The 16,086-nt window shown below is 69.7% G+C and carries 14 protein-coding genes and 2 tRNA genes; 1 reads left to right on the top strand and 15 read right to left on the bottom strand.

Going from position 1 to position 16,086, the window contains the following annotated elements; translation table 11 throughout:
* Positions 1–3: 3 nt before the first annotated feature.
* The 8 genes from Q8X39_RS02550 to tolB all read right to left on the bottom strand — a co-directional run bounded on the left by Q8X39_RS02550 (position 4) and on the right by tolB (position 8,518).
* The gene (locus Q8X39_RS02550) at positions 4–2,613 is read right to left on the bottom strand and encodes a TonB-dependent receptor domain-containing protein (RefSeq protein WP_305748047.1); all 2,610 of its coding nucleotides are present in this window, start codon (positions 2,611–2,613) and stop codon (positions 4–6) included.
* A 513-nt stretch (positions 2,614–3,126) separates the two neighbouring features.
* Positions 3,127–3,202 (bottom strand) — tRNA-Lys (locus Q8X39_RS02545).
* Positions 3,203–3,228: 26 nt separating this feature from the next.
* A tRNA-Lys gene (locus Q8X39_RS02540) sits at positions 3,229–3,304 on the bottom strand.
* Between the two features lie 339 nt (positions 3,305–3,643).
* Positions 3,644–4,486, bottom strand: a complete 843-nt coding sequence (locus Q8X39_RS02535; protein ID WP_305748046.1) for a tRNA threonylcarbamoyladenosine dehydratase — start codon at positions 4,484–4,486, stop codon at positions 3,644–3,646.
* A complete protein-coding gene (locus tag Q8X39_RS02530; RefSeq protein WP_305748045.1) occupies positions 4,483–5,598 on the bottom strand; it encodes a YeeE/YedE family protein in 1,116 nt (371 codons plus the stop codon). Before Q8X39_RS02530 ends, Q8X39_RS02535 begins: the two co-directional genes overlap by 4 nt.
* A 48-nt stretch (positions 5,599–5,646) precedes the next feature.
* The gene (gene ybgF, locus Q8X39_RS02525; protein ID WP_369538083.1) at positions 5,647–6,498 is read right to left on the bottom strand and encodes a tol-pal system protein YbgF; all 852 of its coding nucleotides are present in this window, start codon (positions 6,496–6,498) and stop codon (positions 5,647–5,649) included.
* An 8-nt stretch (positions 6,499–6,506) separates the two neighbouring features.
* The gene (locus Q8X39_RS02520; RefSeq protein ID WP_305748266.1) at positions 6,507–7,118 is read right to left on the bottom strand and encodes an OmpA family protein; all 612 of its coding nucleotides are present in this window, start codon (positions 7,116–7,118) and stop codon (positions 6,507–6,509) included.
* Between the two features lie 104 nt (positions 7,119–7,222).
* Positions 7,223–8,518 carry a Tol-Pal system beta propeller repeat protein TolB gene (gene tolB, locus Q8X39_RS02515; protein ID WP_455363811.1) on the bottom strand — a complete coding sequence of 432 codons (1,296 nt, stop codon included), beginning with the start codon at positions 8,516–8,518 and terminating at the stop codon, positions 7,223–7,225.
* Between the two features lie 195 nt (positions 8,519–8,713).
* Here tolB and Q8X39_RS02510 point away from each other — a divergent pair, with 195 nt between their 5' ends.
* Entirely contained in the window at positions 8,714–9,340 is a 627-nt protein-coding gene (locus Q8X39_RS02510; RefSeq protein WP_305748043.1) for a peroxidase-related enzyme, read from the top strand.
* A gap of 22 nt (positions 9,341–9,362) precedes the next feature.
* Here the strand turns inward: Q8X39_RS02510 and rng are convergent, their stop codons facing one another.
* The 7 genes from rng to purD form a co-directional block, all read right to left on the bottom strand.
* Positions 9,363–10,847, bottom strand: a complete 1,485-nt coding sequence (rng, locus tag Q8X39_RS02505; RefSeq protein ID WP_305748264.1) for a ribonuclease G — start codon at positions 10,845–10,847, stop codon at positions 9,363–9,365.
* 96 nt (positions 10,848–10,943) lie between these two features.
* Positions 10,944–11,552 (bottom strand): Maf family protein, encoded by a 609-nt coding sequence (locus Q8X39_RS02500; protein ID WP_305748042.1) that lies wholly within the window; start codon positions 11,550–11,552, stop codon positions 10,944–10,946.
* A gap of 17 nt (positions 11,553–11,569) precedes the next feature.
* Entirely contained in the window at positions 11,570–12,040 is a 471-nt protein-coding gene (rlmH, locus tag Q8X39_RS02495; protein ID WP_305748041.1) for a 23S rRNA (pseudouridine(1915)-N(3))-methyltransferase RlmH, read from the bottom strand.
* Positions 12,041–12,089: 49 nt separating this feature from the next.
* Positions 12,090–13,040, bottom strand: a complete 951-nt coding sequence (rsfS, locus tag Q8X39_RS02490) for a ribosome silencing factor (RefSeq protein WP_305748040.1) — start codon at positions 13,038–13,040, stop codon at positions 12,090–12,092.
* A 25-nt stretch (positions 13,041–13,065) separates the two neighbouring features.
* The gene (gene nadD / locus Q8X39_RS02485; RefSeq protein WP_305748039.1) at positions 13,066–13,782 is read right to left on the bottom strand and encodes a nicotinate (nicotinamide) nucleotide adenylyltransferase; all 717 of its coding nucleotides are present in this window, start codon (positions 13,780–13,782) and stop codon (positions 13,066–13,068) included.
* A 1-nt stretch (position 13,783) separates the two neighbouring features.
* Entirely contained in the window at positions 13,784–14,734 is a 951-nt protein-coding gene (hemF, locus tag Q8X39_RS02480) for an oxygen-dependent coproporphyrinogen oxidase (RefSeq protein WP_305748038.1), read from the bottom strand.
* A gap of 16 nt (positions 14,735–14,750) precedes the next feature.
* Positions 14,751–16,034, bottom strand: coding sequence for a phosphoribosylamine--glycine ligase (gene purD, locus Q8X39_RS02475; protein WP_305748037.1), 1,284 nt, complete (start codon positions 16,032–16,034; stop codon positions 14,751–14,753).
* Positions 16,035–16,086 lie beyond the last annotated feature (52 nt).

Raw genomic sequence — 16,086 nt, 5'->3', positions numbered from 1 at the left:
TGGTCAGAAGCTGGCCGACACCTGGAGACCGAACATGCGCCCGGCCGGGTCGGCGAAGCGCGGATCATAGCCAGCCTGGAACGAGCGCGACTGGAGGCTCAACGGCGGATCGCGGTCGAACACGTTGCGCACCGTGAAGGTCGTGAGCCAGGTCTCGGACCAGCGCCATTGAACCCCCAGATCGTGGGTGATGTCGGCCCCCACATGGCGGGTCTCGACCTGGTCGCGGTAGCCCGATCGGTAGCGCTGTGACCAGCTGACCGCCCAGGCCTCGTGCGCCCAGTTCAGGCTGGCCAGGTGCTGCCAGCGGAACACTGGGGCGTCATCACCGTAAACACCGACGGCGTCCTGAAACGCGCCGCCGGGTTCACGCTGGTAGCGGTGGCCGAGCACGCGCGTGCCTTCGATGCGAGCACTCCAGCGCCCGGACGGACCCCGCGAGATCAGCCATTGCACGCCCAGGTCCAGCCCCTGGGTGCGCAGGGAACCGAGGTTCTGCGTCGGCAGGTCGACATAGGCGATGGCATCGATGCCACTGCTCAGGCAAGCCGGAAAGTCCTCGCGCCGCAGCCCCGATCCGGCACCGGCGGGCAACTGGCTGCAGCGCACGATGCGCGCGCCGTAGCGGGTCGGGTCGTCGAACACCGCACCGTCGGGCAAGGCGCCGATGACGTTGCGCAGCAGGATGTGCCAGTAATCGAGCGAGACGCTGAGCGTCGGCAGCGGTGCCCAGAGACTGCCGAGCGTGAACTGCCGCGAGCGCTCCGGTGCCAGGCTGTCGAGCGGCTGGCCGTTCGCGGCCGGGCCGACGCTGCGGGTCTGGAACTGCACGCCGCAGGCGTTCTGCGCATCGCCGGGCGACATGCCCGCCGCCGCCGTGCCGCCCGGGCAATAGACCGGGTCATCGTGGCTGTCAGCGGAAAAGCCGAGCGCCGAAGGTCGGTGCAGGTCATAGAGCGTGGCCGGCCGGAAGCCGGTGCCCACGCTGCCGCGCAGGGTCCAGTTCGGCAGCGCCCGCCAGCGCAAGGCAGCCTTGGGGCTGAAGGCGCTGCCGATGTCGCTGTAGCGGTCGACGCGCACGGCGGTGGTCAGGTCCAGCCGTTCAGACAGCGGCCACTGCACTTCCGCATGGACGGCATTGACGCGTCGTGCCCCCTGGGTGTCGGCGCCGGGATCCAGGCCCAGGCTGGGCAATGCCGCCGCGAGATCGGCCACCGCGAAGGACAAGCGTTCGCGCCGGTGCTCGGCACCGAAGGCGGCAGCGATCGGTCCGTGTCGGGTCTGCGCCAGGTCGCCCCGCACGCGCACGTCGACCAGGTCCGTGCTGGCCCGGCCGCGCTGGACCTCGCCGTCGCGCTGCGCCGCATCGATCGCCTGCTGCCCGGCCACGGTCTGCGGACCGAACGGGTTGATCAGGCCGTCCCAGACGCCTTGCTGGATCACGCCGTCGTCGACGTAGCCGCGTCGCACGCGCTCGCTGCTGCGGCTGCTGGCTCGGCCCAGTCCGCTCTCGATCGTCCAGCCGCCGGCCAGCTCGCCGCGCAAGCCCAGCAGGCTGCGGGCACCGTAGGTGGTCGACGACCGGATGCGCGGGCCGGCGGCCAGTTCACGCCAGTAGACAACGCCGCCAGGCAACTCGACGGTCGGGTCCGGCCCGTAGAGGTCCGGCACCGTGCCTTCGAAACCTGCTGGCAGGCTGGACAGGAAGGGCGTGCCGCTGCGCAGGTAGTGGGCAGCCGGCGCGGCACCGCTGTTGGCCAGCACGTGCTGGCGAGACCACAGGTGTTCGGCCGACAGCATCCACTGCGCGTCGAGTCGACGCTCGGCCCGAAACAAGGCGAGTCGCTGCTGGTTGGCCGGGATCGCGTCGACGAAGGCGGCCGTGTCGAACTGGCAAAAGCTCTGTGTGCCGGCGACGGAGGCCGGCGGTGCGCAGTCCGGATAGGCCGGGTCGTAGCCGTTGATGGAGCCTGGAAAGGACGTCGAGCTGGTCAGGCGATCGGTGTCGCCCAGCAGGACGCCGGTGCGCGAGGCGGCACGGCGGTTGGCCGCCAGGCGCTGCTGGTCGCGCAAGTCCAGCGCATGCATCCATTGCCAGGCGGGTTCGGCGCCCGGCGCATCGGCACCACCCTGCCCTCCCCCGGCCAGCGAAAAGCGTCGCACCAGGCCGCCACCACGGGTCGAACCTTGCGCCTCCACGGCGACTTCCTGTCGGCTCAGGTCGCGTCGAAGCACGACGTTGACGACGCCGCCGATGGCATCGGCACCATAGATGGCTGAAGCACCGTCGCGCAGAACCTCGATGCGGTCTACGGCTGCGAGCGGGATGCCGTAGAGATCCACCGCAGCACCGTCAAACGGATGGTTGACGAGCCGGCGGCCGTCAAGCAGGACCAGCGTTCGCGAGGCTCCCGAGCCGATCGCCGCACCCAGACCGCGCAGGTCGATCTCGGCCTTGCCACCGCTGACGTTGCCGACGTTGTCGGACAGGTCCAGGCGCGACTGGCTGGCCGCGACCGTGGCCAAGGCGTGCGCCAGCGTGCTCACGCCCCGTTGGCGCAAGTCGGACGCACGAATCACGGTGATCGGCGCGGCGCTGTCGGGATCGGTCACACGAAGCAGGCTGCCGGTGATCTCGACACGCTCTAGCCGAGACTGCGACGCCACTGCCAGGGGGGACTCGTCAGACGCTGCGTCGGCGGCCCAGGCTGTGCCACCGACACAAGGCAAGGCCAGCGCGATGAGGCATGCGCGCCATGGTGGACAACGGCCATCGTCGCGCAATCCCTGGGGTTGCAGGGCTGTTCGTGTGGCTGTTCGTGTCTTGGGGCGTGCAGCGTCGTGCGACGGGCTCGCTGGTTCCTGCTGGCGTCTGGGCATGCGCGATTGAAGGGTTGACCTGACCTGTAAACGGTCATTGTCGACATCAATCGCATGCGTGCGGACGGTCCCCACTCGCCGGTGCGCCAGAAGCAATGCTTGGCTTATCGCGGTTTGTCGTTTGCCTGCAACGAAATATAAATAAACTTGCAGGCTGCTGATCCAGTCATCGGAATCACCACCGACCTTGCGGGTCGCCTGACAAAGAAAAAAGCCTCCTGGTGAGAACCAGGAGGCTTCCAATGTTGGTGGGCCCTGAGTGACTCGAACACTCGACCAACGGATTAAGAGTCCGCTGCTCTACCAACTGAGCTAAGAGCCCGAAAGAACTAGATCATAACACTGTTTTGGTGGGTTGTGCGTGACTCGAACACGCGACCAACGGATTAAAAGTCCGCTGCTCTACCGACTGAGCTAACAACCCGCCCCTACTTTTCACTCGCCACCCTGGCCAACCCGGTCCGAGGACACGGGTACCAGCCAATGGTCTCGGGGAGTATCGGCAAGACTTCGGTTCATCTTGCCGATACTCTCGTCAGAGTCTTCCCGGAGCCTTCAACTAAACCAGCAACCTTCAAGACCCGATGCCACATTCGTGGACCGACGTCGAAAATTGCAACTCAGTTACCTGGCACCGGCCTTCACACCTTCCGACCTGAATCCCGTCATGCATCCCTGCTCGGATACGGTTCGCGGCTCTGTCGGTTTGTGCTTTGCCCAGTGCATCCAGGAAAGCCAAAGATTATAGGCAATTCTTTTTGGTTCACGCAAGGGGGGTGCTGACACAGGGCCTCGCACGCTCTCCCTGTGCCTCGGTGAGGACGCCGCGACGCGCCCGAAGGTGGGCGAGCGCCGCTTCGGCGGCTGTCATGCCGAAGGTGGCGGTGACGGCGACGGTCGAACCATAGCCGTGGCAGTTCAAGCTGCCGTCGGTGCTGCAGGCGTCGTCTCCGGTCGATGGCAAGGCGACCGCCTCCTCGGAATAGACGCAGATCAGCCCCAGCCGTTCGTTCGCGCCGATCGGCCCGGACGCGCCAATCGACTTGCGCAGTTGCTGCCGCAGTCGCGCCAGCAGGGGGTCGTGCGTGACCTGCGCCAGATCGGCGACGCGCACCCGCTGCGGCTGCGTCTTGCCGCCGGCCGCGCCGACCGTCACCATCGGCACGCCGGCATCGCGTGACCAGCGCGCCAGCAGCAACTTGGCGCGTCCCTGGTCACAGGCGTCGATCACGATGTCGACAGCACCGCGCAGCAGGCCGGGCCAGTTGCCCTCCTCCGCGAACTGCTCGACGGCGTGCACATCGCAGCCAGGGTGGATGTCGCGAACCCGCGCCGCCATCACGTCGACCTTCGCCGCGCCGACGCTGCTTCCGAGCGCCTGGATCTGCCGGTTGATGTTGGACTCGCCGATCTGGTCCAGGTCGACCAGCACCAGCTGCGCCACGCCGCAGCGCGCCAGCGCCTCCGCCGCCCAGGAGCCGACGCCCCCGATGCCGATCACCGCGACGCGCGCACGGCGCACAGCCTCGTAGCCGCCGTCGCCCCAGAGCCGCCGCAGACCACCGAAGCGCCGTTCGAGGTCCGCACCGACAGCCTCGACCGTCATGCCGAGCGCTCCAGCTGCCAGGTCAGGAATCGCAGTCCGCCGACGCAGCCAAGCACGATGGCGGCCAGCGCCACCATGCTCGTCAGTCCCAGCGTCGAGATGCCCGACAAGCCTTGGCCGATGCTGCAACCCATGGCGGTCACCCCGCCGATGCCCATCAGCACCGCACCGAACAGATGCCGCGCCGTGTCTGCGGTGTCGCGGAAGCCTTCCCAGCGGAATTCGCCTCGCAGCAGGTGCACCGCCAGCGAGCCGGAGAACACGCCCAGCACCGCGACCAGCCCCGTGGTCGTGCGGCGTCCGGCGTCGGTGAAGAAGACCAGCCATTCCAGGCCCTGCGCGACCGGCCCGACGAAGTTCAGCGCTTCGCCACGACGGCTGGCCGTGCCCAGGAAGGCTTCTTCCAGCGTCTCCGGATGTTCGGCCAGATGGCCGAACTGCAGCGACACCCACCAGACGCCCAGCAACAGCGCGCCACTGCCCAGGCCACCGGCCAGCACGACGGCCTCGCGGCCTTCGCGCGCCGACAGCACCCAGGCCATCAGCCCGCCGCCGATCAGCAGGCCGAGCACAGCGGCCCACGTCGTGCGCGATCCACCCATCAGCGCGCCGAGCACGCTGGGCAGATCCTGCGACGTCGACAAGGTCAGCGCCAGCGTGTCGACCGTGTTGGCACGCACGACGGCGGTCAGGCCACGCAGCGTCATCCAGGCGGCCAGGCCCATGACGACCAGCACCACCAGTGCCTTCAGGCTGCCCGAGCCCAGGCGCTGCAGGTTGCGGCTGCCGCAGCCCGAGGACAGCACCATGCCGAAGCCGAACATCGCACCACCGACCGCCGCCGAAGCCCACTGCCAGCGGTTGCCGCCGTAGAGCGTCTGGTCGGCGACGAAGTGCCCCTTCGCCACCAGCAGGTTGAAGCCCAGCACCGCCACGCCGATGGCCAGCATCCACATCCGCAGGCGGCGCCAGTCGCCGAAATTCACGGCATCGGCGATCGCGCCCATGGTGCAGAACTGGGTCCGCACGCCGAGCGCGCCGAACGCGAAGGCCAGAATGAAGACGGCCCATAGAACCTGGGCCGTGAGGACGGACACGTCGATCGCTTGCATGGACGCGATTCTAGGTTCGCGCCCTCGACCGGTCGGGTTCCCGGTCCTTCACTTGATCTGCGCGAGGCGCTCGCGGCCGGACTGTGCGGCCTCCGACTGCGGATAGGTCTTGACCAGCTCGTCCAGCGTCTTGCGCGCCGCCTTCGGGTCCTTCAGCTCGACCTGGCAGTTGGCGACCGCCAGCAGGGCCTCGGCCGCACGCGGGTGGTCCGGCGTGCTCGTGACCAGCGCGCGGAAGGTCGCCATGGCTTCCTTGACGTCGCCCTTGCCATATTGCGCGTTGCCCAGCCAGTACTGGACATGCCCGCCGTAGCTGCTGCCGGCGAAGCGTCGCTGGAAAGCCTGCAGGGCTTCGGCCGCGCGGGCGAAGTCACCCTTGCGCAGCACGCCGATGGCGTCGTCGTACGCCTTCTTCTCGGCCACGTCGACGGTGATCTCGCGACCGTCCAGGCTGACCTTCTGCGGCTCGAGCTTGCGCAGGCGCTCGTCCTGTGCAGCCAGCGCCGCGATCAGGTCCTTCTGCTTGCGCTGCAGGTCGGCGAGCTCACGCGCCGCATCGCGGGTCGACTGGGTCGCCTGCTCGTCCTGGCCACGCAGCTTGGCCATCTCGCCACGCAACAGCTCGATCTGGCCGTTCAGGTCCAGCACCCCGCGGCGCAGGACATTGAGCTGCTCGGTCGCATCGGCGTTCTCGGCCTTGCGGGCAGCCTGCTGCTGCTGAAGCTGCTGGCTGAGCTGCGTGTTCGCGGCCTCGGCCTTGTCGAGCCGGCCGCGCAGTTCGAGGATGGCCTTGCGTGCCTCCTCGTCGTCGAACAGGCCGGCCTGTGCGCTCGGGACCAGACCGAACAAGGGCAGGCACAGCAGCAGCGACCGGGCCAGTCGGGTCAGTGGTTGGGACATGTTGTTCATCAGCGATCCTTCAACTCGACGCGACGGTTCTTCGCCCAGGTGGCCTCATCGTTGCCGCTGGCGGCCGGGCGTTCCTTGCCATAGCTCACGGCTTCGGTCTGCGCATCGCCGGCTCCCAGCAGACCCAGCGCACGCACGACCGCGTCAGCGCGTTTCTGGCCCAGGGCGAGGTTGTATTCACGGCCGCCCCGTTCGTCGGTGTGGCCCTCGACCAGCAGCTTGCGCTTGCGGTCCGCACCCAGGTAACGGGCGTTGGCTTCGATCACGTTGCGGAAGTCGTCCTTGACGACATAGCTGTCGAAATCGAAAAAGACGATGCGCGGCAGGCCGGCGTTGCCGCCCGCGCCGTTGCTGGCGCTGCCCAGGTCGATCGACGGGATGCGGTTGTCGCCGGCCGGCAGCGTGGTGCTCCCGGTGCCGCCGCCGTTGACCGAACCGACACCTGCTGCACCGCCGCTGCCGCCGCCGGCGAGCGCGGAGCCACCGGCCCGGTTGCGGTCCTCGACGGGAGCCGGCGGGTCGAGCCGGGTGGACGAGGCGCAGGCGGCCAACAGGACGACGACACCGGCCGCCGCTGCCATTCGCAGCGTGCGGTACCCGTGGAAGGACATGGCTTTCATCAGGAAGGACTCCAGGCCGCTGCGTGGCGGCCGATGTTCGTGGACATGGTTCGTCGGAATCGGCGTGAGGACCACATGGCGCGTGCGCCAGGACCTCAACGCCCGTACGGTCCCCAGGTCGGCTCGCGGACGTCGACCTGCGGCACGCCCAGGCGGGCCTTGATCGCGCCGTCCAGTGTGGTCGTCATCAGCACGTCCCGGCCAGCGGCGCGGGTCGCGTAGATGAGCATGCGGCCATTGGGCGCGAAGCTCGGGCTCTCGTCGTCGTTGGTGTCGGTCAGCGTGCGGATGGTTCCGGTGGCCAGTTCCATCAGCGTGAGCTGGAAGCTGTTGCCGCCGTTGCGCGAGATGTAGGCGAGGTTGCGGCCGTCCGGGCTGACCGCCGGGCTGATGTTGTAGTTGCCGGCGAAGGTGACGCGTTCGACGCTGCCGCCGCTGATCGCGGCGCGGTAGACCTGCGGACCGCCGCCCCGATCGCTGACGAAGTAGAGGCTCTTGCCGTCCGGCGCCCAGGCGGCCTCGGTGTCGATGCTGCTGCCGCTGGTCAGGCGGCGCAGCTCGCCGCCGTTGCGGTTCATCAGGTAGATCTGGGACGGGCCGTCGCGGGTCAGCGTGACGGCGAGCGTGCTGCCATCGGGCGACCAGGCCGGCGCGCTGTTCGAGCCCTTGTAGCTGGCGACGATGCGGCGCTTGCCGGCATAGACGTCCTGCACGTAGACGATGGCCTTGCGTTCCTCGAACGACACGTAGGCCAGCTCGCGTGCATCGGGCGACCAGGACGGCGACATGATCGGCTCGGGGCCGGCCAGCGCGACCTGGGCGGCCTCGCCATCGGCATCCGCCACCCACAGCGTGTAGCGGCCGGCCGCCTTCGACACATAGGCGATGCGGGTCGAGAACACGCCCCGCTCGCCGGTCAGCAGCTGATAGATGTAGTCGGCCATCTCGTGGGCCACGCCGCGCAGTTCTTCCTTCGACTTGGGCGGCGTGGCCTTGCCGCCGACGTCGATGCCCTTGATGACGTCCCAGGCGCGGTAGCGGACGTCGAACTTGCCATCGGCCAGCCGCGTCATCGAGCCGGCGACCAGCGCATCGACCGCCTTGGCACGCCAGTCGGCGTAGACCGGCCGCGCGTTCTCGTCGGCCAGCGCGCCTCCTCCGTCGACCAGCTTGAACAGGCCGCTGCGCTCGAGGTCGGCACGGGCGATCGCCGAGACCGGCACAGGCGCCTTGTCCTCGTCGCGCAGGCGCATCACGCTGATGGGGATCTGGGTGGCACCCACGCCCGAGATCTCGACCCGGAATTGAGCCAGCGCGGCTGGCGACCACGGCAGTGCCAATCCGCCCATGGCGCCGAGGGCGAGGCGGGAAAACTGTCGACGGGAGGTCATCTTGGAATGGTGGAGGTGACGGGGCATGCGTGCAGTCCGAGAGGGACCGGCAACTTCAAGAGCCCCGGCAATATATCCCAAGGTTACAGACGCCCGGTGACAGGCTGTGCCAGCGAAAAGGGGCCGGCGCAAGGGTGCCCAGATCACCGCAGAACGGGCCGTGGCAGCATGTCGGGAGACTCAACCGGAGACACGATGAACGCCACGTCCACACCGCGACCGACCACCACCGAGGCCCATCCCGCCGGCCGCATCAGCCGCTTCCCCGTGCCCTCGCTGGACAGCCTTCCCGACGATCTGCGCCAGCGCATCCTCGCGGTCCAGGAAAAGGCCGGCTTCGTGCCCAACGTCTTCCTCGCGCTGGCCCATCGGCCGGACGAGTGCCGGGCCTTCTTCGACTACCACGACGCGCTGATGCTGCGCCCCTCCGGCCTCAGCAAGGGCGAGAAGGAAATGATCGTCGTGGCCACCTCGGGTGCCAACCGCTGCCTGTACTGCGTCGTCGCGCACGGTGCGATCCTGCGCATCCACGAGAAGTCGCCGCTGCTGGCCGACGCGGTGGCGATCAACCACCACAAGGCCGACCTGACGCTGCGCCAGCATGCCCTGCTCGACTTCGCGCTCAAGGTCTGCAGCGACTCGGCATCGGTCGACGAGCGCGACTTCGCCACGCTGCACGGCCACGGCCTGAGCGACGAGGACATCTGGGACATCGGCGCGATCACCGCCTTCTTCGGCCTGTCCAACCGCATGGCCAACCTGCTGAGCATGATGCCCAACGCCGAGTTCTACCTGATGGGGCGGGTGCCGCGCGGCGCCTGATCGCGGGGCTGCGCCGCAGCCTTCACATCAGCACGATGTCGTACTGCTCCGGGTTCATCGACGCCTCGGCCTGCAACGAGATCGGCTTGCCGATGAAGTCGCTCAGGCCGGCCAGGTGCTGGCTCTCTTCGTCGAGCAGCATCTCGACCACGGCGGCGCAGGCGATGACGCGGAATTCCTTGGGATTGAACTGCCGCGCCTCGCGCAGGATCTCGCGCAGGATGTCGTAGCAGACGCTGCGCGCGGTCTTGGTCTGGCCGCGCCCGCCGCAGGTCGGGCATGGCTCGCAGAGCATGTGGGCCAGCGACTCGCGCGTGCGCTTGCGGGTCATCTCGACCAGGCCGAGTTGCGTGAAGCCGCTGATGGTCGTCTTCGTGCGGTCGCGCGCGAGCTGCTTGCGCAGTTCGGCCAGGACCTGCTCCTGGTGCTCGCTGCGGGCCATGTCGATGAAGTCGATGATGATGATGCCGCCCAGGTTGCGCAGCCGCAGCTGGCGGGCAATGGCCTGTGCCGCCTCGAGGTTGGTCTTGAAGATCGTGTCGTCGAAGTTGCGCGCGCCGACGTAGCCGCCGGTGTTGACGTCGATGGTGGTCAGCGCCTCGGTCTGGTCGATCACGAGGTAGCCGCCGGACTTCAGCTCGACCCGCCGGCCGAGCGCCTTCTCGACCTCCTGGTCGATGCCGAACAGGTCGAAGATCGGCCGCTCGCCGCGGTAATGCTGCAGCCGCCCGACCGCACCGGGCGTGTACTGGGTGCCGAAGGCGCGAAGGGCCTCGAACTGCATGCCCGAGTCGATCCGGATCGACTGGGTGTGTTCGTTGACCAGGTCGCGCAGCACGCGCTGGGCCAGGTTGAGGTCCTCGTGCAGCAGCGCGCCGGCGGGGCTCTTCAGGGCCAGCGCCCGCATCGTCGCCCAGGTCTTGCGCAGGTAGGCGATGTCGTCGGCCAGCTCGCGGTCGTCGGCATCCTCGGCATTGGTGCGCAGGATGAACCCACCGCCGCCGCCCGACTCGCGCGTGCCGACCAGCACGGTCATGCGCTGGCGCAGCTGGTCCCGCAGCTCGGGCGAGCCGATCTTCTGCGAGATGCCGATGTGGTCGTCCTGCGGCAGGTAGACCAGCAGCCGGCCAGCCACGCTGATCTGGGTCGACAGCCGGGCGCCCTTGGTGCCGATCGGATCCTTGATGACCTGCACCACCAGGCTCTGGCCCTCGAAGACCAGCTTCTCGATCGGCGGCAGCGAGGTCGCGTCCACGTGCGGCCCGCGGCCATGCGGCTGGCCAGCCACGTGCACGTCGGCCACATGCAGGAAGGCGGCGCGCTCCAGCCCGATGTCGATGAACGCGCTCTGCATGCCCGGCAGCACGCGGGCAACCTTGCCGAGGTAGACGTTGCCGACCAGGCCGCGTTCGAGCGTGCGTTCAAGGTGCAGCTCCTGCACCGCACCGTTCTCGACCACCGCCACGCGCGTTTCCTGCGGCGACCAGTTGACCAGGATGTCTTGCATGCTCAAGCGTGCTTTCGTGGGCCGGCCAGGAGGCCGGCGCGGCGTGGACGGGAACTGCGGCGGATGGGATCGGCGGCCAGCGGCTTCGGCGTCAGGTCAGAGCAGCAAGCCCAGGCGCCTCAGCAGCACGGCGGTCTCGTGCAGCGGCAGGCCCATGATGCCCGAATGGCTGCCATGCACCGAGCTGGCCCAGGCGCCGGCACGGCTCTGGATGGCGTAGGCGCCGGCCTTGCCCATGGGCTCGCCGGTGTCGACGTAGGCGCGGATCTGGCGCGCGGTCAGCGGCTCGAAGCGCACCCGCGAGACCTGCAGCACCGCCTCGGTCCGGCGCGCCGTGCCCACCGCCACGGCGGTCAGCACACGGTGCTCGCGACCGGCCAGCTCGGCCAGCATCGCGCAGGCATGGTCGGCATCGACCGGCTTGGCCAGGATGCGCCGACCGATCGCCACCGTCGTGTCGGCGCAGAGGATGGGCGCACCCGGCAGGCCGAGCCCCTTCAGGCGACGCCGAGCGGCATCGAGCTTGGCGGCGGTCACACGCTGGACGTAGGCCGACGGCGACTCGCCACGGCGCTCGGCCTCCAGCGCCTCGGCATCCTCGTCAGGCGACGGCAGCAGCGGGCGGTGGACGACGCCGAGCTGGTCGAGCAGCTGCGCGCGGCGTGGGCTCTGGGAGGCGAGGTACAGCCAGTCGGGTCGTGCCATGGCGGTCGGGCCTCGGTTCATTCGCGGTGGTAGGGATGTCCGATCGACAGCGTCCAGGCACGGTACAGCGCCTCGGCCAGCATGACCCGCACGAAGGCGTGCGGCAGGGTCAGGTCGGACAGCCGCAGGCTCTCGTCGGCGCTGGCGCGCAAGGCCGGGTCCAGTCCGTCCGGGCCACCGACCAGCAGGGCGGCATCGCGGCCGTCGAGCTGCCAGGCCTTCAGGCGCTCGGCCAGCTGCACGGTGGTGACGCGGCTGCCGCGCTCGTCGAGCACGACCCGGCGCGCGCCCTTCGGGATCGCGGCCTCGATGCGCAGCGCCTCGGCGGCCATCAGGGCGTCGACCGGCTTGCCACTCTGGCGCGACTCGGTCTTGACCGCCTTCAGCTCCAGCCGGAGCTCGGGCGGAAAACGCTTGGCGTAGTCCGCATAGGCCTCGTCGGCCCAGCCGGGCAGGCGCTGGCCGACGGCGACGAGCAGCAGCTTCACGCGGGGACGGTGTCGGGTGGAGGGGCGCCGCCGGGCGGCGGCCGGTCGATCAGGTGCTGCGCTTGCGGGCCGGGGCGGCCTTCTTCGCGGCGGCGTTCTTGGCGGCGGCCTTGGGTGCAGCAGGTTTCGCGGCCGTCTTTGCCGGTGCCTTGGCCGCCGCCTTGCGGACCGGTGCGGGTGCCGTTGCCGGAGCAGCTGCCGGAGCCGCCTTGCGCGCGGCGGCCTTGCGGGCCGTCGTCTGCGTGGCGGTCTTGACCGCCGTCGCGGGCGCCTTGCGCTTGAGGACCTTGCCCTCGGGCAGCACGACCAGCGACTGCACGTTGGTCGGCGCGCGCCGGCCAGTGGTCTTGCGGGCCACGGCCTTGCGACCGACCGCCGTGCCCGGTGCATCGGCCTTGCCGGCGTTCGGGGCCGTCTTGGAGGCCGGCTTGCGCGCGGCCGTCTTCGAGGTCTTGCGGGCCGGACGGGCCGCGCCACGCAGGCTCAGTTCGTCCTCGTCGTCGTCGACCCGGGTCTGCGAGGCGCGCACCGCGTTGTCGGCCTCGGTCAGGTGGTCCTCGCGAGCGGCTCTGGCGCTGCGGCGCTTGGGCGCCGGCGCAGGCGTCTCGTCTTCTTCCTCGACCGGCTCGCTGGCCTTGACCAGGCCGCTCTTGCCGGTGCCGAGCTTGATGCGCACCTGCTTGCCACCCCAGATTTCCTCGAGGTGGTAGTACTGGCGGATCGCCGGCTGCATCACGTGCACGACGGCGGCGCCGCAGTCCACGATGATCCATTCGCCGTTGTCGCCGCCTTCGGTGCTGAGCACCTGGCCGCCGGCGCTGCGGACCGCGTCGCGCACGCTGGCGGCCAGCGCGTTGGCCTGGCGGTTGCTGGTGCCCGAGGCGATGACCACGCGCTCGAACAGCGGCGAGAGGTGTTCGGTGTTGAAGACGACGATGTCCTGCGCCTTGACGTCTTCGAGACCGTCGACGATGGCACGTTGCAGCTTGCGGATGTCCATGCGGGTGGTGTTTGGTGCGTTCTTGTCAGGGACGCTGTTGGGGGACGCCGTTGGACGCGGAGATCGGTCCGGCGTCGGGCGATGCGGGCCTGTCCACAGGCTGCGCGGGGACGGGATGGTACAGCCCCCGCCGCTCGATGAGGTCGGCCACACCGGGCGCAAGCCAGTCGGGCGCGAGATGCGTTGCGGCTTCTCCGCCCGCCAGCCGCCGTCGGATGGTCGTCGCGCTGGCCGGATGGGCCGGCATGTGCAGCACCTGCCAGCGGTGCGGCACGGCGGCCAGCCCGGCCGGCGGCTGCGGCGCGATGCCGTCACGGGCGGCGACCGCCAGGCCGACCCGACCGAGCAGCGCGGGCCAGTCGCGCCAGCTGCAGAAGTTGGCGTGCTGGTCCTGCCCGATCAGCAGCCACCAGTCGTCGCCCGACCCCGCGGCGGCCTGCAGCGCGGTGACTGTGTCGATGGTGTAGCTCGGGCCAGCCCGATCGACCTCGATGCGCTCGACCCGCTGGCCCGGCGCCCCGGCGATGGCCGCCTCGACCATGGCCAGGCGGTCGGCGGCCGGCGCGAGCAACCGGCCCTGCTTCTGCCAGGGCTGGCCGGCAACGACCCAGCGCAGCTCGTCGAGACCCAGCTGCGCCATGGCCGCGTCGGCCAGGGCCCGGTGGCCCTGGTGGACCGGGTCGAAGCTGCCGCCGAACAGGCCGATGCGGCGCACCGGCCGGACGCTCGCCGGCGCGGTCATCTCACTCGCCCAGGCCCAGCCAGTCGCGCGGGCGCAGGAAGTCGCTGTAGAGCCGCGCCTCGGGCGTGCCGGGCTCGGGCGACCATTGGTAGCGCCAGTTGGCCTGCGGCGGCATCGACATCAGGATGGACTCGGTGCGGCCGCCCGACTGCAGGCCGAACAGCGTGCCGCGGTCCCAGACCAGGTTGAACTCGACGTAGCGGCCGCGCCGATAGCGCTGGAAGTCACGCTCGCGCTCGCCATAGGGCGTGTCGCGGCGGCGCTGGGCGATCGGCAGCCAACCCTTGAGCAGCGCATCGCCCACGTCGCGCAGCATCGCGAAGCTGCCGTCCGGGCCCAGCTCGGCGAAGTCGTCGAAGAAGATGCCGCCGATGCCGCGCGGCTCGTTGCGGTGCTTGAGGAAGAAGTACTCGTCGCACCAGCGCTTGAAGCGCGGGTAGAGCGCGGCGCCATGCGGGGCCAGCGCGTCGCGGCAGACCTGGTGGAAGTGCACCGCGTCTTCCTCGACGCCGTAGTAGGGCGTCAGGTCCATGCCACCACCGAACCAGCGCACCGGCACGCCGGCGTTCGGGCCCTGCGTCGGCGTGGCCGACAGCATGCGCACGTTCATGTGCACGGTCGGCACGTGCGGGTTGCGCGGGTGGAAGACCAGCGACACGCCCATGGCCTCGAACGGCGCGCCGGCCAGCTCGGGCCGGTGCTGCGTGGCCGACGGCGGCAACGCCGTGCCGCGCACCTGCGAGAAGGCGCAGCCGCCGCGTTCCAGCAGCTCGCCACCCTCGACCAGCCGGGTGATGCCCTTGCCTTCGAGCTTGCCGCCGGGCGGGCGCTCCCAGGCATCGGTGATGAAGGCGTGGCCGTCCTGCGCCTGCAGCGTGCTGCAGATGCTGTCCTGCAGGCCCAGCAGGAAGTTGCGGACGGTGTCGTTGCTCAGCGTGGTGTCGTCTGCCATGTCGCCCGCTCCCGGTTCAGCGCTTGATCGCGCGGTGGCCGATGTCGCGGCGGAACTGCATGCCGTCGAAGTGGATGCCCTGCAGGCCCTGGTAGGCGCGCTGCTGGGCGCCCTTGACCGAGTCGCCCAGGGCGGTCACGCACAGCACGCGCCCGCCGCTGGTGAGGACCTGGCCCTGCGCGTCCAGCGTGGTGCCGGCGTGGAAGACCATGCAGTCCTCCGCCTCGGCCGGCAGGCCACGGATCACGTCGCCCTTGCGCGGCGCGTTCGGGTAGCCGCCAGCGGCCAGCACGACGCCCAGCGCGACGCGGCGATCCCAGTCCAGCTGGACCTGGTCGAGCGCGCCGTCGGTCGCGTGCAGCAGCACCTCCAGCAGGTCGCTCTTCAGGCGCATCAGGATGGGCTGGGTCTCGGGGTCGCCCATGCGTGTGTTGAACTCGAGCGTCTTGACCTGGCCCTGCGCGTCGATCATCAGGCCGGCGTACAGGAAGCCGGTGAAGGGCACACCGTCGCGGGCCATGCCGGCGATGGTCGGGCCGATGATCTCGTGCATCACCCGGTTGTGGATGTTGGGCGTCACCACCGGCGCGGGCGAGTAGGCGCCCATGCCGCCGGTGTTCGGGCCGGTGTCGCCATCGCCGATGCGCTTGTGGTCCTGGCTGGTCGCCAGCGGCAGCACGTTGCGGCCGTCGCACAGCACGATGAAGCTGGCTTCCTCGCCCTGCAGGAACTCCTCGATCACCACGCGCGCGCCGCCGCTGTTGTGCTGCACCCCGAGCGTGTTGTCGACCAGCATCCAGTCGACCGCCTCGTGGGCCTCGGCCAGCGTCATCGCCACGACCACGCCCTTGCCGGCGGCCAGGCCGTCGGCCTTGATGACGATCGGGGCGCCCATCTGGTCGACGTAGGCGTGAGCGGCGGCCGCATCGGTGAAGGTGTCGTAGGCCGCCGTCGGGATGGCGTGGCGCTTCATGAAGGCCTTGGCAAAGGCCTTGGAGCTTTCGAGCTGCGCAGCCGCCTTCGTCGGGCCGAAGATGCGCAGGCCGCGTCGACGGAACTCGTCGACCACGCCTTGCGACAGCGGGGCTTCCGGGCCGACCACGGTCAGGCCGATCTTCTCGGCCTGCGCGAAGTCGGCCAGCGCGTTGACGTCGGTCAGCGCGACGCTGTACAGCGACGGGCTGAGCGCCGTGCCGCCGTTGCCAGGCGCGACGAAGACCTTCTGCACGCGCGGCGAGGCCGCGAGCTTCCAGGCCAGGGCGTGCTCGCGGCCGCCGGAACCGATCACCAGGACTTTCATGGGGGAGCGCTTGTGGAGCTTGTGGGAAGTGGGAGGCGTCAGGACAGGTGCG

Source organism: Leptothrix discophora (assembly GCF_030705305.1).
Lineage (GTDB): Bacteria > Pseudomonadota > Gammaproteobacteria > Burkholderiales > Burkholderiaceae_C > Sphaerotilus > Sphaerotilus discophorus.
The sequence above is the reverse complement of the archived record's forward strand: the minus strand, read 5'-3'. Positions and strand labels throughout refer to the sequence as shown.